The organism is Sphingomonas sp., from assembly GCF_036402235.1.
GTDB lineage: Bacteria > Pseudomonadota > Alphaproteobacteria > Sphingomonadales > Sphingomonadaceae > Sphingomonas.
The window spans coordinates 21,467-39,125 of the sequence record NZ_DASWTG010000025.1; the positions used below are offsets into that span (position 1 = coordinate 21,467).

General features: G+C 67.8%; 20 protein-coding genes and 1 tRNA gene. 11 read left to right on the plus strand and 10 right to left on the minus strand.

Translation table 11 applies throughout. The features are described 5' to 3' along the window. Positions 1-19: 19 nt before the first annotated feature. Both VGD28_RS05180 and VGD28_RS05185 read right to left on the minus strand, forming a co-directional pair. Positions 20-313, minus strand: a complete 294-nt coding sequence (locus tag VGD28_RS05180) for a hypothetical protein (protein ID WP_331027262.1) — start codon at positions 311-313, stop codon at positions 20-22. Between the two features lie 102 nt (positions 314-415). Then, positions 416-2,371: a S9 family peptidase gene (locus tag VGD28_RS05185; RefSeq protein WP_331027263.1), complete on the minus strand. Its 1,956-nt coding sequence runs from the start codon at positions 2,369-2,371 to the stop codon at positions 416-418. 115 nt (positions 2,372-2,486) lie between these two features. Here VGD28_RS05185 and VGD28_RS05190 point away from each other — a divergent pair, with 115 nt between their 5' ends. From VGD28_RS05190 to aguB, 6 genes are all read left to right on the plus strand, one after another. Next, positions 2,487-4,139: a M28 family metallopeptidase gene (locus VGD28_RS05190; RefSeq protein ID WP_331027264.1), complete on the plus strand. Its 1,653-nt coding sequence runs from the start codon at positions 2,487-2,489 to the stop codon at positions 4,137-4,139. Next, entirely contained in the window at positions 4,136-5,101 is a 966-nt protein-coding gene (locus VGD28_RS05195) for an agmatine deiminase family protein (protein WP_331027265.1), read from the plus strand. Before VGD28_RS05190 ends, VGD28_RS05195 begins: the two co-directional genes overlap by 4 nt. A 4-nt stretch (positions 5,102-5,105) precedes the next feature. After that, a complete protein-coding gene (locus tag VGD28_RS05200) occupies positions 5,106-5,339 on the plus strand; it encodes a hypothetical protein (RefSeq protein WP_331027266.1) in 234 nt (77 codons plus the stop codon). A 128-nt stretch (positions 5,340-5,467) separates the two neighbouring features. Next, positions 5,468-5,899, plus strand: coding sequence for a hypothetical protein (locus VGD28_RS05205; RefSeq protein ID WP_331027267.1), 432 nt, complete (start codon positions 5,468-5,470; stop codon positions 5,897-5,899). 11 nt (positions 5,900-5,910) lie between these two features. Next, on the plus strand, positions 5,911-6,648 hold the full coding sequence (locus VGD28_RS05210; RefSeq protein ID WP_331027268.1) for a TorF family putative porin: 738 nt from the start codon (positions 5,911-5,913) through the stop codon (positions 6,646-6,648). Between the two features lie 41 nt (positions 6,649-6,689). Continuing rightward, complete coding sequence (gene aguB / locus VGD28_RS05215; RefSeq protein WP_331027269.1) at positions 6,690-7,544, plus strand: N-carbamoylputrescine amidase; 855 nt, start codon at positions 6,690-6,692, stop codon at positions 7,542-7,544. A gap of 416 nt (positions 7,545-7,960) precedes the next feature. On the opposite strand, the gene VGD28_RS05220 is transcribed toward aguB, so the two are convergent. After that, entirely contained in the window at positions 7,961-8,617 is a 657-nt protein-coding gene (locus VGD28_RS05220; RefSeq protein WP_331027270.1) for a uracil-DNA glycosylase, read from the minus strand. Positions 8,618-8,640: 23 nt separating this feature from the next. Here VGD28_RS05220 and folK point away from each other — a divergent pair, with 23 nt between their 5' ends. The 3 genes from folK (at position 8,641) to VGD28_RS05235 (ending at position 9,863) form a co-directional block, all read left to right on the plus strand. After that, complete coding sequence (gene folK, locus VGD28_RS05225) at positions 8,641-9,120, plus strand: 2-amino-4-hydroxy-6-hydroxymethyldihydropteridine diphosphokinase (protein WP_331027271.1); 480 nt, start codon at positions 8,641-8,643, stop codon at positions 9,118-9,120. A gap of 1 nt (position 9,121) precedes the next feature. Further along, entirely contained in the window at positions 9,122-9,733 is a 612-nt protein-coding gene (locus VGD28_RS05230) for a M23 family metallopeptidase (protein ID WP_331027272.1), read from the plus strand. A 54-nt stretch (positions 9,734-9,787) separates the two neighbouring features. Next, a tRNA-Lys gene (locus VGD28_RS05235) sits at positions 9,788-9,863 on the plus strand. 8 nt (positions 9,864-9,871) lie between these two features. On the opposite strand, the gene VGD28_RS05240 is transcribed toward VGD28_RS05235, so the two are convergent. The 6 genes from VGD28_RS05240 to VGD28_RS05265 all read right to left on the minus strand — a co-directional run bounded on the left by VGD28_RS05240 (position 9,872) and on the right by VGD28_RS05265 (position 14,899). Next, the gene (locus tag VGD28_RS05240) at positions 9,872-10,795 is read right to left on the minus strand and encodes a winged helix DNA-binding protein (RefSeq protein ID WP_331027273.1); all 924 of its coding nucleotides are present in this window, start codon (positions 10,793-10,795) and stop codon (positions 9,872-9,874) included. Positions 10,796-10,927: 132 nt separating this feature from the next. After that, complete coding sequence (locus VGD28_RS05245; protein WP_331027274.1) at positions 10,928-11,824, minus strand: hypothetical protein; 897 nt, start codon at positions 11,822-11,824, stop codon at positions 10,928-10,930. A 35-nt stretch (positions 11,825-11,859) separates the two neighbouring features. Then, on the minus strand, positions 11,860-13,272 hold the full coding sequence (locus VGD28_RS05250) for an NAD(P)(+) transhydrogenase (Re/Si-specific) subunit beta (protein WP_331027275.1): 1,413 nt from the start codon (positions 13,270-13,272) through the stop codon (positions 11,860-11,862). A 4-nt stretch (positions 13,273-13,276) separates the two neighbouring features. After that, positions 13,277-13,555: an NAD(P) transhydrogenase subunit alpha gene (locus VGD28_RS05255; protein WP_331027276.1), complete on the minus strand. Its 279-nt coding sequence runs from the start codon at positions 13,553-13,555 to the stop codon at positions 13,277-13,279. A gap of 23 nt (positions 13,556-13,578) precedes the next feature. Next, on the minus strand, positions 13,579-14,700 hold the full coding sequence (locus tag VGD28_RS05260; protein ID WP_331027277.1) for an NAD(P) transhydrogenase subunit alpha: 1,122 nt from the start codon (positions 14,698-14,700) through the stop codon (positions 13,579-13,581). 1 nt (position 14,701) lies between these two features. Beyond that, on the minus strand, positions 14,702-14,899 hold the full coding sequence (locus VGD28_RS05265; RefSeq protein WP_331027278.1) for an aa3-type cytochrome c oxidase subunit IV: 198 nt from the start codon (positions 14,897-14,899) through the stop codon (positions 14,702-14,704). A 76-nt stretch (positions 14,900-14,975) separates the two neighbouring features. On the opposite strand from VGD28_RS05265, the gene VGD28_RS05270 reads away from it, so the two are divergent. Further along, positions 14,976-16,406 (plus strand): sigma-54 dependent transcriptional regulator, encoded by a 1,431-nt coding sequence (locus tag VGD28_RS05270; RefSeq protein WP_331027283.1) that lies wholly within the window; start codon positions 14,976-14,978, stop codon positions 16,404-16,406. On the opposite strand, the gene VGD28_RS05275 is transcribed toward VGD28_RS05270, so the two are convergent. Next, entirely contained in the window at positions 16,403-16,954 is a 552-nt protein-coding gene (locus VGD28_RS05275) for a cytochrome b (RefSeq protein WP_331027279.1), read from the minus strand. The genes VGD28_RS05270 and VGD28_RS05275 overlap by 4 nt on opposite strands. A gap of 111 nt (positions 16,955-17,065) precedes the next feature. On the opposite strand from VGD28_RS05275, the gene VGD28_RS05280 reads away from it, so the two are divergent. Further along, a complete protein-coding gene (locus VGD28_RS05280; protein ID WP_331027280.1) occupies positions 17,066-17,608 on the plus strand; it encodes a hypothetical protein in 543 nt (180 codons plus the stop codon). Positions 17,609-17,659: the final 51 nt, after the last annotated feature.

Consider the following 17,659-nt stretch of genomic DNA (forward strand, 5'->3'; position numbering starts at 1 on the left):
CGTTCGTTTCCGCCGCGGATCAGTAGCCCGCCCGCGCGCAGAGCCGGTAGAATTGCCGCACCTTCGGATCGTTCGCGCCATAGCGGGCGCGGAATTGCGCCTTTCGTGCGCAATTGGCACATGCCCGCGCGGCTGACCCTTCTGCAGAGGCCTTGCGCGCGGTTCCACCGGCGCGCTTGCGCGCTTCGATCTCGCCGATCTGTCCCTGGGCGATTGCCCCGCCGACGATGGTCATGTCGCCCATGGCCCCGTCCTGCGCGATGGCAGGTTGCGCGAGCAGAATACAGATCGGGACGAGCGCGAACAGCTTCATGCGGAACTCCGATCCGGTGGACGGGCGCAGGGCAGAACGCGCGGGGAAGCCGCCGGTTCGCCAGGAAAATGAGAAAGGAGGCGCTCAGTCCCCCCTCTCGCTTCAGGGTGTCTTCAGGAACTCGGCGGTCCTGCGCAGCATCTCCGCGCGCGCCTCGCTGTCCTCCAGATAATGGTCGAGCCCCTTGAACTCGATCAGCTCGGATGCCTTGCCCGCGGTCTTGAGCCGTTCCTGCATCAGCCGGGCCTGGCCGATCGCGACGTTGCGGTCCATGTCGCCATGGAACATCAGCACCGGCGCCTTGATCTTCGCTGCCTGGCGTGCGGGCGATCCCTCCTCGATATGCGGGCCGTTGCCGACGAAGCGCGAGACCTCGATGAAGCTCGAATAATTCGCGTTGTCGGCCTTGAGCTGGGCTAGGTCGGTGACCGGCGCGATCGCGACGACTCGCTTGAACAGGTCGGGCGCGGTCGCCGCCGATTGCAGCGCGGCATAGCCGCCATAGGACCAGCCGACGATGTTGAGCCGTGCGGGATCGGCGATGCCTTCCTTGACCAGCCAGCGGCCGGCGTCGGTGACGTCGCCGATCGCGATCTTCCAGCTCTGGAAGCCATTCTCCTGGAACCAGGCATCGCCATAGCCGGTCGATCCGCGGAAATTGGGCTGGATCACCGCAAAGCCCTGGTTCGCATAATATTGCGACAGCCAGTCGAAGCCCCAATCGTCGCGCGCGCCGGGGCCGCCGTGCGGCATCACGATGGCCGGGATGTTCTTACCGCCCGCGCCCGGGGGCAGCGTCAGATAGGCGGGGATCATCGTTCCGTCGGCGGCGGGATAGGCGATGTGCTTCATCGGCGCCATCGCGACATGCTCGAGCTCGGGCCGCGCCAGCATGATCTCGTTGAGCTGCTTGGTCTTGCGGTCGAACAGGAAATAGCGGCCGGGATCGACGTCGCTGCCCGCCCAGATCAGCATGCGGCTCTCGTCCTCGCTCGAATCGACGACGTGGACCAACGGCAGCTTGGGCAGCGCGCGCGCCAGCGAGCGCTTGAGGCTCGCCACCGCCGGGTCGAAATACTCGACGGACGGGACATCGGTCGAATAGGTCACGCCGACGATCCGCCGGTTGCGGCCGATCCGCGAAAAGCCGGTGACGTCGACCTCGGGGTGCGCGAAGACCAGTGTCTCCGTTCCGCTGCCGTCGAGCGCCTTGCTGAACGCGGCAAGGCGCCCGTTATGCCGCTTGAGGCCGTAGGCGACGTCGAGCACCGGGTCGACGGCATAGGGCTGGAATGCGGTATCGGTCGGATTGGTCGTCTCGATGCGGCTCAGCGCTTCCCAGTTGCGCTCGCCCTTGCGCCGGTAGAAATACTGGTACTGTCCGGTCGAATAGCCGTCGCGCGAGGTGACCCGGCCCATGACGCGTACTGCGCCGCGGCCATCGCTGAGATAGGCGACCGCGCCGTCCGATGGCTGCTCGACGATCCGCAGCTTGAACGTCTTGGCATCGACCAGATCGACGCCGATGCCGCTCTTGGTCTGGGCAAGGCGGGTGCCGGTATCGGATTCGGGCACATATTCCCGGATCATCAGCACATGGCCGTCCGTGCCCGGATTCCAGTCGATCACCGCACCGCCGAATCGCATGCTGCCCAGCGTCTGGCGGCCGCTGCCGCGGGCATGCTGCAGAATCGCGACATTGGTGCCGTCGGCATCCATCGCGACGATCCGCGACGTCGTCACCAGGATCGGATCGGCCATGATGCCATAGACGTTGCAGAGCAGGCGGGTATTGCTCGACCAGCGGCACCAGCCCACCCGGTCGGGCTTGCCGTCGGTCGCGCCGATCCGCTTGGGCGGCGCCGATCCGTCGAGCGGCGCGACATAGATCGACGAGCCCTGGCCCCGGCCCGGCGCGACATAGGCGATCCGGGTGCCGTCGGGCGACAGGCTGATCTGTTCGGTCGCCTCGCGCGCGCCAAAGGCCTTTGCCGCGTCGAGCGTCTGCGCCGCCGCGGGTGTCGCCAGCATGGCGATGAAGAGCAAAGATGTCCGCATGATATCCCCCTATGGCGGCAAGGCTATTTCAGCGGCGTCCGCCGTTCAAGCGGTCCGCTTGCGGCGCGGCGCGCCTGCTGCCAGAACGCGTGCCGATCAGATCATGAGGGTGCCCATGCGTTATGCCTTACTTGCCCTTCTGGGCCTTGCCGCGTGCAGCGGCGGCCAGCCCTCGGCGCCTGCGCCCGAGCTGCCCGCGATGCCGATGGAGACGATGAAGGAGGCGACGCGCGTCCTTTCCTCCGACGAGTTCGAGGGCCGCGCGCCCGGCACCGCGGGCGAGAAGAAGACGCTCGACTATCTCGTCCAGCAGTTCCAGAAGGCAGGGCTCCAGCCCGGCAACAACGGCAGCTGGTTCCAGGACGTGCCGCTGGTCGCGATCACCGCGAAGAACGTCTCGCCGCTCAGCTTCACCGGCGGCAGCCAGCCGATCAGCCTGAAGTACGGCCCCGAATTCGTCGCCGGCACCTACCGCGTGACGCCGAGGATCGCGGTCAAGGACAGCCCGGTCGTGTTCGTCGGCTACGGCATCAACGCGCCGGAAAAGGGCTGGAACGACTATGCCGGGGTGGACGTCAAGGGGAAGACCGTCGTCATCCTCGTCAACGATCCCGACTGGCAGACGCCCGAGGCCAAGGGCGAGTTCAACGGCCGCGCCATGACCTATTACGGCCGCTGGACCTACAAGTTCGAGGAGGCTGCGCGCCAGGGCGCCGCCGCCGCGATCATCGTCCACCAGACAGAGCCCGCCGCCTATGGCTGGAACGTCGTCCAGTCGAGCTGGACCGGCGAGCAGCAGGTCGCCGATGCCGCCAACGGCCATGCCGACCAGTCCGCCGCGATCGGCTGGATCCAGCTCGACAAGGCGAAGCAGCTCTTCGCCAGCGCCGGGCAGGATTTCGACAAGCTCGCCGCCGCCGCGAAGGTGAAGGGCTTCAAGCCGGTCGCGCTCGGCGACGTCAAGGCGTCGGTCAGCTTCGACAACGATATCCGCAAGCACGCCTCGAAGAACGTGATCGGCATCCTCCCGGGCAAGTCTCGGCCGCAGGAATATGTCCTCTACACCGCGCACTGGGACCATCTCGGCCGCTGCGAGGCCGCGCCCGACGGCGATGACATCTGCAACGGCGCGATCGACAACGCCACCGGCACCGCCGCGCTGGTCGCGCTGGCGGAGGCCAATGCCAAGGCCGGCGCGCCCGACCGCACGCTCGTCTTCCTCGCCGTCACTGCCGAGGAATCGGGCCTGCTCGGCTCCAAATATTATGGCGACAACCCCGTCTTCCCGCTCGCCCGGACGGTCGGCGGCGTGAACATGGACGCGCTCAACCTGACGCCCCCGGCGAAGAACGTCGTCGTCGTCGGCAAGGGCAAGTCGGGCCTCGACGCCTATCTCGATCGGGCGCTTGCCCAGCAGGGCCGCGTCGCCAGTGCCGAGCCGACGCCGGAGAAGGGCTTCTACTACCGCTCCGACCACTTCATGCTCGCCAAGCACGGCGTGCCGATGCTCTATTTCGACGCGGGCGACGATCTGGTCGAGGGCGGCACCGCGGCGGGCAAGGCCGCGGCGCAGGACTATGAGAAGAACCGCTACCACGGCCCCAAGGACGAGTTCGATCCGAACTGGAACTGGGCTGGCGTGGAGAAGGATCTGCAGATCTACTACGCGGTCGGCCGCATGCTCGCGACCGGCAGCGACTGGCCCAACTGGAACGAGGGCGACGAATTCCGCGCCGCCCGCGACAAATCGAGGGCCGCCGCCAAGTGAAGCCCACCCCGCCGCCCGAATGGGCCACGCACAAGGCCGTGTGGATCGGCTTCCCCAGCCATCCCGAGCTGTGGGAATCGCTGAACGCCGCCCGGGCCGAGGTCGCCGCCTTCGCCCGCGCGGTCCATGCCGGCGGCGCGGGCGAGCAGGTGCTGCTCGTCGCCGCGGACGAGGAAGCGGCCACTGCCGCGCGCCTGCTCGCGGGCGATTCAGCGAAGGTCGTCGTGGCGCCGTTCGGCGACATCTGGCTGCGCGACACCGGGGTGATCCTCGATAACGAGGGCACCGGCCACGCCTTCCGCTTCAACGGCTGGGGCGGCAAGTATAATTACGAGGGCGACGAGGAAGTCGGCCGCCTGCTCGCCGACAAGCGCCGGATCGAGGTGCAGCCGCACGACTGGGTGCTCGAAGGCGGCTCGATCGACTGGGACGGCACCGGCCTGGTCGTCACCACCGAGCAATGCCTGCTCAACCGCAACCGCAACCCCACGCTGTCGCAGCGCGAGGCGGAGGAGCGGCTGTACGCGGATCTGGGATTTGATCGCGTGCTGTGGCTCGGCAACGGCCTCGCGATGGATCACACGGACGGCCATGTCGACAATCTCGCCCGCTTCGTTGGCCCGAACCGGCTGGCGATCCCGGTGCCCGAGGAGAACGACCCCAACTGGCTGGTCTATCAGGATGCCAGGCGCCGCGCCGAGACGTTCGGGGTGGAGGTCGTTCCGATCCCCTCGCCCGGCCGCGTGATGCACGGGGACGAAGTGGTCCCGGCGAGCTATATGAACTTCTACATCGGCAATGCCGCGGTGGTGGTGCCGGTCTACGGCCAGCCCAACGATCGCAAGGCGGTGGAGACGATCGGCGCGCTCTTCCCCGGCCGCGCGGCGGTGGGATTGCGGGCGGACCATATCCTGACCGGCGGCGGCAGCTTCCACTGCATCTCGCAGCAGATTCCGAGGTAAGCGCATGCCGACGCCCGTGCTCTTCAGCGTATCGCCCGAGAATGAAGCCGAGGCGATTGCGCAACTGACGGCGAGGGAATTTCCGCCCTCCCGTATCGAGACTGACGAGGAAGGCCTGACCATTCTCGTCTTCGCTGTTCCAGACGAGCAGATGGACGCGTTGGTGCGAGCGCTGCCAGTTCATCTGAGCGCGAACGTCGGGATCGTAGTAGGCGATCAGCCGCCATTCGCCATGTAACCTTCCCAAGCCGTCAACCCGATCTTGTAGAGCCGCCAAGCTGGACATGGCCGGCCAATTCGTCGATGCGCAACGGGTGTCCGCGCTGCCGGGCGGCGGCGCGGCCCCGTGTTGACGAAGGAGAGGACATGTACGCGTATCTGGCTGCCCAGCTCCTGCTGGCCGTTGCGGGCGTCGAGGGGATCGCGGCCGCGGGCCATGAGGCGGAGATCAGCCATGACGGCCGCGCGCTCACCGTGCGCTACCAGGCCGCGCCCGAAATCTCGCTGCGCCAGGTGGGCTATCTCGCCGCCAATCGCCCGGGCACCGCGGCCTGCATCTGGACCGCGCGTCTCGCGGTCCGCCGCGACGTGATCGGGTCGGACGGCCCGCTCGCCGCCTTCGCGCGGCCGGTGCAGGCGGGCGAGGCGATCTCGGGCCGTCGACCCGGCGCGTGCATGGGCGCGCGCAAGGCGATCGAGCGGGAAGCGGCGGCACGGCTCGGCGGCACCGATGCGCTCGCCGCGATCGCCTCGGCAGACCGGCCGCAACTGGTCGCCGAGCTCGACAGCGCGCGTTGAGAGCAATCCCGATGCGTTGCGCGCCGCTCTTTCCCGCACTCGCCGCCGTGGCGACGATATCGCCCGCCGCGGCGCAATCGGTCGATGTCGACGCCTCGCTGGAGATCGCCAGCGACCTGCGCGAACGCGGGCTGAGCGACAGCGGCGGCCGGGCCACGGCCACGGCGGCAGCCGGCCTGCAGCTCGGTGGCCTGCGCGCCGATGCCCGCGTCGCCACGCTGCGCGAATCGGCGCGGCACGGCGGTGCCGATCTCGGTATCACCGCGGAACTCTCCTACCGGGTCGAGCAGGGCGGCTGGACCTTCGATGCCGGCGGCGCGGCGCGGCTGTTCGACGGGGCGGAGGGCAAGGCCGATTATGGCGAGCTGTTCGCGACCGCCGCCTATCTGATCGGACCGGCCGAACTCAGTGCAGCAGCCTTTTACGCGCCCGATCAGTCGGCGATCGGCGGCGACAATCTCTATCTGCGCGCCCGTGCCCGCGCCAGCCTTCCGGGCACGCCCTGGTCACTCACCGGCCATGTCGGGCACAGTAGCGGCGCGACCGACGATCCGGTCCGCGCCGCGCGGCTGCGTCCCGGCGGGAGCTATACCGACTGGTCGCTCGGGGCCGAATGGACGCTCGGAACGTTCGGCGCCGGCTTGACCTATAGCGATACCGATATCGATCACGCGCGCGTCGTCTCCCCGCTCGCCGACGCGCGGAACAGCGGCGCACGGCTGACCGCCTCTGCGCGGATCTTCTTCTGAAACAGGTGCGAATCCGGTGCGGCTGCTCTAAATAGCCGCGCATGACCGAGATCACCGTCGCCGCGCTCCAGCTCGCCTTCACCGGCGATACCGCGCAGAACATCGCCAACGTCTCCGACCTGGTTCGCGAGGCGGCAGGGAAGGGCGCGCAGGTCGTCCTCCCGCCCGAACTGTTCGAGGGCGAATATTTCTGCCGCGTCGAGGACGAGGCGCTGTTCGCGCAGGCCAGGCCGCTCGCCAGCCACCCCGCGGTCACCGCGATGCAGGCACTCGCCGCCGAGCTGTCGATCCACATCCCGACCAGCTTCTTCGAGGCGGACGGGCCGCATTTCTACAACAGCCTCGCGATGATCGGTCCCGACGGCAAGGTCGCGGGCGTCTACCGCAAGAGTCACATCCCCGATGGCCCGGGCTATGAGGAGAAATATTACTTCCGCCCCGGCAACACCGGGTTCAAGGTGTGGCAGGGGCCGGCGGCGGATGCGACGCTCGGCGTCGGCATCTGCTGGGACCAATGGTATCCTGAGACCGCGCGCACCATGATGCTGATGGGTGCGGAGCTGCTCTTCTACCCGACCGCGATCGGCTCGGAGCCCTATGACGCCGATCTCGATACCAGCCGCATGTGGCGCCGCGCGATGATCGGCCATGCCGTGTCGAACGTCGTCCCGGTGATCGCCTCCAACCGCATCGGCACCGAGGGCGGCCAGCGCTTCTACGGCCACAGCTTCATTTGCGATGAATGGGGCGACATCCTCGCCGGGTTCGGGGCGGAGGAGACCGGCGTGCTGACGGCGACCCTCGACCTCGACCGTGCGCGCAAGCATCGCGCCGGCATGGGCTTCTTCCGCGACCGCCGGCCCGAGCTCTATAGGCGGATGGTCGAGGACGTGTGAGCGTCGCTCGAAGCCGAGAAGGCAGATCGGTTCACGCTAAGGCGCGAAGGCGCGAAGATGTCGTTGCCGCGAAGCGGCTGTCACTGCTTTCGAGCGTGCGACTCGCTGAACGGTCAGTTGTCGGTGCGCTTCGCGCCAAAGATAATCTTCTTCGCGTCTTTGCGCCTTCGCGTGAACCAAATTTCCTTCCACGCGACCTTGTAATGTTGGAATTCATCTGCTCCATCATGGTTGATGGAACGGGTGTCTCGAAAAGCCTCGTGTGCGTATTGCGCCGGACGGTCACATCGCTGTCGTGCACCTGTTGCGTCGCTGCCGCGTTCCCGTCGCGTTCGGCTCGAAACACCCGCATTTGTGTCAACTTCGTCAACCGCCCGCGACACCCGTGACAGTGTCAAGCTAGTGTAAACTTCCGCTCAGACTGTCCCGCGCAGCTCAAATGCCCGCGCGAACACCGCCTCGAACATCTCGGCCGTCAGCCGTCCGGTATTCTGGTTGTAGCGCGAGCAGTGATAGCTATCGATCAGCACGCGCCCGTCGGGCATGCGGTGCTCGGCCAGGTGCGCGAAGCGGCATTTGGGCAGCTTGCCGCCGAGGATCTTGACCGCGCTCTGGTGCGCGATCTGCCCCAGCGCGATGAAGATCCGCGCCGGGATCGCATTGGCCTGCGCGTCGGCGAAGGGACGGCAATTGCGCGCTTCCTCGGGTGTCGGCTTGTTCTCGGGCGGAAGGCATTTGACCGAGTTGATGATGATCGTGCCTTTGAGCTGCAGCCCGTCGTCGGGCCGCGATTCATAGGTCCCTTCGCTCAACCCGAACTTGGCCAGCGTCTCGAACATGAGGTCTCCGGCATAGTCGCCGGTAAAGGGCCGCCCCGTGCGGTTAGCGCCATGCTTGCCCGGGGCAAGTCCGATGATGCCGAGCCACGCCTGCGGGTCGCCGAACGCAGGGACGGGCGCGTTCCACCAGCCCGGATGCTCGGCGCGCAATTCCTGCCTCAGCCCCACCAGCCGCGGGCAGCGCGGGCAGTCGTGCGGCGGCTCGGTATCAGGAAGCGGGCTTGGCGGAACCATGACGGAGCGATAGGCCGTGCGGCGTGACCAGCTCAACCCCCGCGCAGCTTTACGTCATCGCGCTCGGCTCGAACCGCCGCGGCCGCCATGGCGCGCCCGAGGCGGAGGTCCGCGCGGCGCTCGCGGCGATCGGCGGGGTGATGCGAGCCTCCCCGATCATCGCCACCGCCCCGCTCGGTCCCTCGCGCCGCCGCTTCGCCAATGCCGCGGCGCTGATCAAGACGCGGGAGGAGCCACCGGAGCTGCTAGCCCGTATCAAGGTCATCGAACGCAGCTTCGGACGCCGCCGCGGACGGCGCTGGGATTCGCGGGTGATCGATCTCGACATCATCCTGTGGTCGGGCGGCGCATGGTCTGACCCCGGCCTCACCATCCCGCACCCGCAATTCCGCCGCCGCGGGTTCGTGCTGCAGCCGCTGAATGCGATCGTGCCGGACTGGCGCGACCCGCTCAGCGGGCGCACGGTACGCCAGCTCGCCGCGCAGCTCGTCCAGGGAGAGTAAGATGCCGCTGATCCTGTTGCCCTTCGCCCTTGCGGCGTTCCAGGCCGCCGAAGCTCCGCCGCCGCCCCTCAGCGCGGGCGTCTACCGCTTGCCCTATGCGGACGGCACTGCGCTGCGCGTGTTCGACGATACCCGCACCCACCGCCCGCGGGCCCGCATCGATCTCGTGGCCACCGGCCCCCGCAAACCCTATCGCATCGTTGCCGCCGCGGCAGGAACGGTGATGGCCATCCAGGACGGTTATTCGGAGCGCCAGAGCGGTCGCGCGGCGAGCGAATGCCGCAACAACTTCGTGTGGATCGCGCATCCCAACGGCGAATGGACCGGCTATTCGCACATGGCCAAGGGCTCGGCCACCGGCACGGCCAGGCTCAAGGCCGGCGAGAAGGTCCGTGCCGGGCAGCTGATCGGCATCGAGGGCGATGTCGGGTGCGCGATGCTCGCGCATCTCCATTTCGAGGTGGCGGTGCCCGACCCCGCCAACCCGGTCGATGCCGGCGGCTTCCTCGCCGGCAATGACGGCGGCCGCCGCAACCGCGAGCCGCGCTTCTGCGGCATTTCCGGAACGATCGACAAGGAGGAGGTCCACATCGCACGCCGCTGTGCCGGTTGACCGCGCGGGATCGCGCCCCTAGGTGCATCCCACTCCCAAACCAATGATGGGTTCGGGCCCTTAGCTCAGTCGGTAGAGCAACTGACTTTTAATCAGTAGGTCGATGGTTCGAATCCATCAGGGCTCACCACTCCCCTGTCACGCCGGGACCAGCCCGGCGCGTTCCGCCGCTCTGAAATAGCCGCGCATCGCCGCCGCCGCACGGTCGGTCAGCGTGATGTGCGCGCGGCGCTTGTCGGTCGGGTCCGGCTCGCGCCCGAACAGGCCGGCATCGTGCATCGTCCCGATCCAGCGCAGCGCGGTGGTCGGCGGCACCGCCGCGGCGATGCACAGGCTCGAGACCGAGACGCGCCGCCCCTCGAGCCGCGCGGCATAGAGATCGAGCAGCATGTCCCATGCGGGATCGGCGAACAGCTCGGGCGCGAAATGCTGATCGCGAAGCCGCCGAGCACGGATCGTGGAACGCACGGCCCGCGGATCGGGATCAGGCTCGGCAAGCGGCTCGCCGCGATAGCCGGAGCTACGATCTCGAACGCCATTGGCCGGATCGGCGGCCAACTGGCTCAGCACTTCGGCGAGCCGCGCGACCTCCTCGTTGAGCAGCCGCAGCCGCTCGGCCTCGCGCTCGCGGGCCGCGTCGTGCAGCCGCGTGCCGCCTGGCGCCAATGCGCCCGCCAGCGCAGCGGCCAGCTCGGTTGGGCTCGGATTGCACAGCAGCGTCGCCCCGGCGTCGAACATCGGCCCGGCGACCGCGTCGATCGATGCGACATCGAGCAGCGTGACGATCCGGCAATCGCGCCCCGCCATTGACCCGGCGAGCGCGATCGCGACGTCGGCAGCCTCGCCGGCGGCCAGGCTGCTCGCATCGAACAGCAGCAAGTCGAGGCTGATCTGATCGGCGAGCCGTGCGGCGGCGTTCCCCGGCGTCACTGCGCCGAGCAGGCGTGCGCCGGATGCCGCCACCAGTTGCTGGAGCGCCGCCAGCCGGTCCGGCGTTGCGATGATGAACACCCCGCAGCTCGTGGCGGGCGCCAGAAGGGCAGGAGCGATCGTCTCAGACATCGAAACCTCCGCTTTGCATTGCATTGCGGATGTTTCATCGGTTCGTGGCGCCGACGTAAGCATAAGTGCCTCCGTTCCCAATCCGTTTCGGAGGAGTTATCTCCGGAACGGATCAAGAACACAAGCGGCAATTCAACCGAACACGTCCTCGGCGTCGTCGAACTCGTCGTCGATCAGCAGCCGGGCGGCGCTCGCCACGCTGCCGCCGCTCAGCGCGAGCCATATCGCAGCGACCACCGCGCCGCCGATCGCCTGCAGGATCATCCATATGCTGAAGCTGCCCATCGCCGCTGCTTGCCGCTCGGCAGCCAGTGCGGAGGCTTCGGGGTTGCCAGCGGCCGCCAATATGTCAGCGAAATAACCGCCCGTCGCTACCAGGTTGATTGCGATCGACAGGACGAGGCCGATCATGGTGACGACCAGCGCGGCGCCGAACAGCTTCCAGAAATGCCCGCGGCTGAGCCGCCATGCCTCGCCGATCGCGAAGGCGCCGCGGTGGAGCGTAAGCGGAAAGGCGAGCGACAGCCGTATGACGAGGAAGATCAGCGCACCGAACACGACCAGGCCGATGAGGATCGAGAGGATCACGGTGAGCGCGATCGATTCGCTGCCCGCGGCCACGCCACCGATGAACAGGCCGACGATGAGGCTCGCCCCGAAGAACAGCACCAGGCTGGCGATGGCGAAGAGAAGCAGCAGACCGAGCGTACGCAGCTCGTCCATGCCGAGCCGCAGGAAGGCGATCCCGCCCGCATCGGGCCGGAGCACCGATCGCATCGACGCGGTGTAGAGCACGACGCCAACGATCGCGGTGAGGAAGCCGAGCAGCCACACCGGCCCCATCGCCGCGACCGCTGCCGCGGGATCCTCACTGAGCGCGGGATCGGCGACCGCGCCCAGCATGGGCTGCATCGCGACGATCGCGGCGATGTTGCACGCCAGATAGATGCCCGCCCAGATCGCGACCGCGGTGAAATGCTCGCGGAAGACGCCGAACGCGCCGTCCAGGATCCGTCCTACACTGATCATTGCCCCATTCCCCCAATGGCCCGGCCTGGACCCGATCAGTCGAGGGACTTCACGATTTCCTCGACCATCTTCTTGGCGTCGGCCAGCAGCATCATCGTGTTGTCCTGATAGAAGACGTCGTTGTCCACCCCTGCGTAACCGACGCCGCCCATCGATCGCTTGATGAACAGCACGGTCTTGGCCTTGTTCACGTCGAACACGGGCATGCCGTAGATCGGTGAGGACTTGTCGGTCTTGGCCGCCGGGTTCACCACGTCGTTGGCGCCGATGATGAAGGCGACGTCGGTCTGGCTGAACTCGCTGTTGATGTCCTCGAGCTCGAACACCTCGTCATAGGGGACATTGGCTTCGGCCAGCAGCACGTTCATGTGGCCCGGCATGCGCCCCGCGACCGGGTGGATCGCGTACTTCACGCGCACGCCATGCTCCTTGAGCTTGTCGGCCATCTCGCGCAGCACGTGCTGCGCCTGCGCCACCGCCATGCCGTAGCCGGGGACGATGATGACCTGCTCGGCCTGGCTCATCAGGAACGCTGCGTCCTCAGCCGAGCCGCGCTTCCACGGCCGGTCGGTCACCGCCGCAGCGCCCGATCCGCCGCTGTCGCCGCCAAAGCCGCCGGCGATCACGCTGATGAAGCTGCGGTTCATCGCGCGGCACATGATGTAGCTCAGGATCGCACCCGAGCTGCCGACCAGCGCGCCGGTGATGATCATCGCGGTGTTGCCGAGCGTGAAGCCCATCGCCGCCGCGGCCCAGCCCGAATAGCTGTTGAGCATCGACACCACCACCGGCATGTCCGCGCCGCCGATCGGGATGATCAGCAGGAAGCCGATCAAGAAGCTGAGCGCCGTGACCGTCCAGAACACCCAGGGGCTCTGGTCTGTCACGAAATAGCCGATCAGGCCGAGGATCGCGGCCAATGTGCCAAGGTTGATGACGTGGCGACCCGGCAGCATGATCGGCTTGCCGGACATGTTGCCGTTCAATTTGGCGAAGGCGATGACCGATCCCGAGAAGGTGATCGCGCCGATCGCGATGCCGAGGCCCATCTCGATCCGGCTGACCGCGAAGATCTGGCCAGCGCCGTCCGCGATATGAAACGCCTCGGGATTGAGGAAGGCGGCCGCGGCCACCAGCACCGCAGCGAGGCCGACCAGGCTGTGGAACGCCGCGACGAGCTGCGGCATGTCGGTCATCGCGATCTTGCGCGCGATCACCCAGCCGATGATGCCGCCGATGGCGATGGCCGCGACGATCTCGGGCAGTGCTGCGATCTCATGCGTCACCAAAGTGGTGACGACGGCGATCAGCATGCCGGCCATGCCGAAGCGGTTGCCGCGGCGGCTGGTCGAGGGCGAGGAAAGGCCGCGCAGCGCGATGATGAAACAGATGCCTGCGACCAGGTAGGCGAGCGCAACCCAGGGGTTCACGGGAGCAGCCTCGTGCATCGGCTCAGCCCTTCTTCTTGTACATGGCGAGCATGCGCTCGGTGACGGCGAAGCCGCCGAAGATGTTCACGCTGGCGAACGCGACCGCGATCAGGCCGAGCCATTTGGCGATCGGGCTGCCCGCCGCGGCGGAGGCGATCAGCGCGCCGACGATGATCACCGAGGAGATCGCGTTGGTCACCGCCATCAGCGGCGTGTGCAGCGCCGGGGTGACCGACCACACGACATAATAGCCGACGAAACACGCCAGCACGAAGATCGACAGGATCGAGATGAAGTCCATGTCAGCGCCCCCTTGCGCGAAAATCAGGCGAGCAGACGCTCATTTACCACCTTGCCGTCCTTGGTCAGCCGGATCGCGTCGCCGATCTCCTCGTCGAGCACCGGCTTGCCGGCTTCCTTGTCCCAGAAGGCGGAGAGGAAATTGTAGAGGTTGCGCGCGAACAGCGCCGAGGCGTCCGAGGCTAAGCGCGAGGGCACATTCTTGTGCCCGACGATCTTGACCCCATGCTTCTCGACGATCTCGCCCGCGACGGCGCCCTCGACATTGCCGCCGCTCTCGACCGCGAGGTCGACGATGACCGCCCCCGGCCGCATCGTGGCGATCTGGGCGTCGCTGATCAGTCGCGGAGCAGGGCGCCCCGGGATCAGCGCGGTGGTGATGACAATGTCCTGCTTGGCGATGTGCGAGGAGACCAGCTCGGCCTGTGCCGCCTTGTACTCGTCGCTCATCTCGGTGGCGTAGCCGCCCGAGCCCTCGCCCTCGATCCCAGCGACTTTCTCGACGAAGATCGGCTTGGCGCCGAGCGAGAGGATCTGCTCCTTGGTCGCCGAGCGCACATCGGTCGCCGAGACCTGCGCGCCGAGGCGGCGGGCGGTGGCGATCGCCTGGAGCCCGGCGACGCCGACGCCCATCACGAACACCTTGGCGGCCGAAACGGTGCCCGCCGCGGTCATCATCATCGGGAAGGCGCGGCCATATTCGGCGGCGGCATCGAGCACCGCCTTGTACCCGGCGAGGTTCGACTGCGAGGAGAGGATGTCCATCGACTGCGCGCGCGTGATGCGCGGCATGAACTCCATCGCCAGCGCTTCGATGTTCAGCGCGGCGTACTGGTCAACCCGCGCCCGCTCGCCGAACGGGTTGAGGCCCGCCGCAAGCCAGGCGCCGGGCTTGATGCCGGCGAGGCTCGCCGGGTCCGGTCCCTGCACGCCGAGCACGATATCGGCGTTCGCGAGCACGTCCGCGCGCGAGCCGACCTTCGCGCCGACCGCGGCAAAGGCGTTGTCGTCCAGGGAAGCGGTGTCACCCGCCCCGCTTTCGACCGCCACTTCGGCGCCGAGCGAGACGAACTTCTTGACCGTTTCCGGCGTCGCAGAGACGCGCCGCTCGCCGGCGGTGGTCTCCTTGAGAACCGCGATCTTCACGTCAGGAAGCGATCAGCCAGACGACGAACGCGGCGATGATCACGGTGACGACGGTGCCGATCTTCATCATCCGCATGAACCCACCATAGGTGTTCTCATGTGCCTTCATGTCGGCGCTCTGTGCCATGCGTAGCTTCCCCTCTGACGCGTTGTTGGCAGCCTCATTAGACGCGGCGCCCCCGCCCCTCAAGTCCCGCACGCTTGGGCAGGCTTAAGCGGGTCTTTACCGAACGGCGCTATCCGGGTGACCGATTTAGGGACAACAGGGACAGATGATGACGCGCAACGGCCAGCGCCTCTTGATGCTGATCGACGACGAGCCGGCGCAGCGGCGGCTGGTGACGGCGATCGCCGCGCGCCGCGGCTGGCGCACCGTGTGCGCCAGCGACGGCGAGACCGCGCTGGCGACTCTGGGCACGCCCGACGGCATGGCGCTGGACGCGATCGTGCTCGATCACTGGGCGCCCGATTTCGACGCGGCGGGGCTGATTGCCGAGCTGCGCGCCAACCGTCCGATGCTTCCCATCCTGCTGCTCACCGCCAACGGATCGGTCGCCGCGGCGGTCAGTGCGATGCGCGCCGGCGCGACCGACTTCCTGGTCAAGCCGCTGGCGCCCGAACGGCTGCTCGCCGCACTCGACACCGCGGTCGGCGCGAAGGTCGGCGGGGAATTGCGGCCGCTGACCGAGAAGATGGGCGCCAACCTGGCCTTTGACGAGATCGTCGGATCGGCGCCCCAATTCCGCGCGGCCCTCGCCATCGCGGCCAAGGCGGCGCGGGCGCGTGTGCCGGTGCTGATCGAGGGGGAGAGCGGCGTCGGCAAGGAAGTCGTGGCCGAGGCGATCCATGCCGCCTCGCCGCGTCACGCCAAGCCGATCGTACGCGTGAACTGCGGGGCGATTCCCGCCAACCTCGTCGAATCGGAGCTGTTCGGGCACGAAAAGGGCGCCTTCACCGGCGCCTTCGAGCGCAAGATCGGCCGCTTCCAGGAAGCCGATGGCGGCACCATCCTGCTCGACGAGATCGGCGAGATGCCGCTCGAGGCGCAGGTCAAGCTGCTACGCGTGCTGCAATCGGGCGAGGTGCATCCGATCGGTGCGCGGCATGTCAGCGAAGTCGACGTCCGCGTGATCGCGGCGACCAACAAGACGCTGCTGGCCGAGGTCGAGGGAGGCCGCTTCCGCGAGGATCTCTATTACCGCCTCAATGTCGTGCAGGTGACGATCCCGCCGCTGCGCGAGCGCGCCGGCGATATCGCGCCGCTTGCCCGGCATCTGCTCGCGCGGATCGCCGAGCAGCCGGGGCTGCGCCCGCTCGGCATCACCGATGATGCGATCGCGCTGCTTGCCGGCTATGACTGGCCAGGCAATGTCCGCCAGCTCCAGAACGCATTGTTCCGTGCTGCGGTGCTGTGCGACGGCGATGCGCTGACCCGGGCGGATTTCCCGCAGATCGCGCAGCTTTCGGAAGGGCGGCCTGCCGCGGGCGGCATGGCGCATGGCGGCGCGGCATCGGGTGCCGGGATCACGCTGTTCCGGTCGGACGGCAATCTGCGCGCGCTCGACGAGATCGAGGCGGACGTGATCCGGCTCGCGATCGGCCATTACCGGGGGCGGATGACCGAGGTTGCGCGGCGGCTGGGCATCGGCCGCTCGACGCTCTACCGCAAGCTTGGCGAGCTGGGGATCGACCAGAACGCCGCCTAGATCTCGTCGTCCATATGGCTCTGCCTCAGGCCCGGCAGCATGCGATGGAACACCACGTCCTCGTCGAAGAACTGGTGCTTGAGCGCGCCGCAGACGTGCAGCACGACCAGCGCGACCGCGAAGAAGGCCAGAGCCTCGTGCAGGCCCGCCAGCTGATCGCGCAGCGCCTGCGACTTGCCGACCGGTAGGTCGAACCACTGGATGAAGCCATAGATCTCGCCCGTGCCGCGGCCCGCCGAGACCGTCGCCCAGCCGAGCAGCGGGATCGCCAGCAGCAGAACGTAGAAGGCGACATGTACGCTGCGGGACAGGACGCGCTCCCAGCCCGGCATCCGCTCGGGGAAATGCGGCCAGGGATGGGTGAACCGCCAGACGATCCGCAGCAGGGTGAGCAGCAGCACGGTGATGCCGATCGACTTGTGCCACGGGAACAGCTCGCGATTGTCCTCCATCGCGAGGGCGATCACGACATTGGCGACCACCAGGACGGCCACCGTCCAGTGGATCAGGATCGATACGTTCGAATAGCGGTCATAGGCTTCGCGCATGGCTCCTCTCCCGACGACCTGTGGTCGTCAATCGCACGAAGCGGCGGATTGTTCCGGCGGCGGTACGCTGCGACTGGCGAAACCGGCGGGGCTTCCCATATAGTCACCGCAATGCTTCGATTCCTGCTCGTGATCGCCGCACTGGCGGCTCTGGCCTTCGTCGCCGTCACGCTGTTCGCGGCGGCTGCCGCGGGGCTGGCCCTGTTCGTCGGCGCGCGCAAGCTGCGTCAGCGGATCGCGGGCGCCAGGCTCAGGCGGATCAAGCAGGCGCGGCCTGCGGACCCGCTCGAGGCGGCATGGGCCGCTGCCGCGGGCGAGGCCGACTGGGCCGTGAGCCGGATCGCCGCGGCCCGCACCAGCTGCGCGCGGCTGATCGCGATCGCCGACGCCGAGCCGCTGGCCGCCGACGCGGTCGACTGGGCGAATGTCGTGCGCCGCCGCGTGCCCGACCTGGTCGCCGCATGCCTGGACGAATGCCGCGACGCGACCGCGGCCGAGCGCCGCCGCAACCTTGAGGATCTGGTCGAGAGCCTCGAGAAGATCGGCGCCGAGGCCGAGCGCCGCCGCGACCGGTTTCGCGAGGTTCGCGTGAGCGCGTTCACGGTGCAGCGCACCTATGTCGAGCAGCGCACGCGGCCCGACCCGCTGGGGTGAGAGCCAATCAATCCTCCCCCGCCAGGGGGAGGTGGCGCCGAAGGCGACGGA

Coding starts and splice junctions, on each gene's coding strand:
- aguB (WP_331027269.1), top strand. CDS start 6,690: ATGACCGAGATCACCGTCGCCGCGCTCCAGCTCGCCTTCACCGGCGAT.
- VGD28_RS05190 (WP_331027264.1), top strand. CDS start 2,487: ATGCGTTATGCCTTACTTGCCCTTCTGGGCCTTGCCGCGTGCAGCGGC.
- VGD28_RS05180 (WP_331027262.1), bottom strand. CDS start 313: ATGAAGCTGTTCGCGCTCGTCCCGATCTGTATTCTGCTCGCGCAACCT.
- VGD28_RS05275 (WP_331027279.1), bottom strand. CDS start 16,954: ATGCGCGAAGCCTATGACCGCTATTCGAACGTATCGATCCTGATCCAC.
- VGD28_RS05270 (WP_331027283.1), top strand. CDS start 14,976: ATGACGCGCAACGGCCAGCGCCTCTTGATGCTGATCGACGACGAGCCG.
- VGD28_RS05280 (WP_331027280.1), top strand. CDS start 17,066: ATGCTTCGATTCCTGCTCGTGATCGCCGCACTGGCGGCTCTGGCCTTC.
- VGD28_RS05210 (WP_331027268.1), top strand. CDS start 5,911: ATGCGTTGCGCGCCGCTCTTTCCCGCACTCGCCGCCGTGGCGACGATA.
- VGD28_RS05205 (WP_331027267.1), top strand. CDS start 5,468: ATGTACGCGTATCTGGCTGCCCAGCTCCTGCTGGCCGTTGCGGGCGTC.
- VGD28_RS05255 (WP_331027276.1), bottom strand. CDS start 13,555: ATGGACTTCATCTCGATCCTGTCGATCTTCGTGCTGGCGTGTTTCGTC.
- VGD28_RS05250 (WP_331027275.1), bottom strand. CDS start 13,272: ATGCACGAGGCTGCTCCCGTGAACCCCTGGGTTGCGCTCGCCTACCTG.
- VGD28_RS05245 (WP_331027274.1), bottom strand. CDS start 11,824: ATGATCAGTGTAGGACGGATCCTGGACGGCGCGTTCGGCGTCTTCCGC.
- VGD28_RS05185 (WP_331027263.1), bottom strand. CDS start 2,371: ATGCGGACATCTTTGCTCTTCATCGCCATGCTGGCGACACCCGCGGCG.
- VGD28_RS05200 (WP_331027266.1), top strand. CDS start 5,106: ATGCCGACGCCCGTGCTCTTCAGCGTATCGCCCGAGAATGAAGCCGAG.
- VGD28_RS05240 (WP_331027273.1), bottom strand. CDS start 10,795: ATGTCTGAGACGATCGCTCCTGCCCTTCTGGCGCCCGCCACGAGCTGC.
- VGD28_RS05230 (WP_331027272.1), top strand. CDS start 9,122: ATGCCGCTGATCCTGTTGCCCTTCGCCCTTGCGGCGTTCCAGGCCGCC.
- VGD28_RS05220 (WP_331027270.1), bottom strand. CDS start 8,617: ATGGTTCCGCCAAGCCCGCTTCCTGATACCGAGCCGCCGCACGACTGC.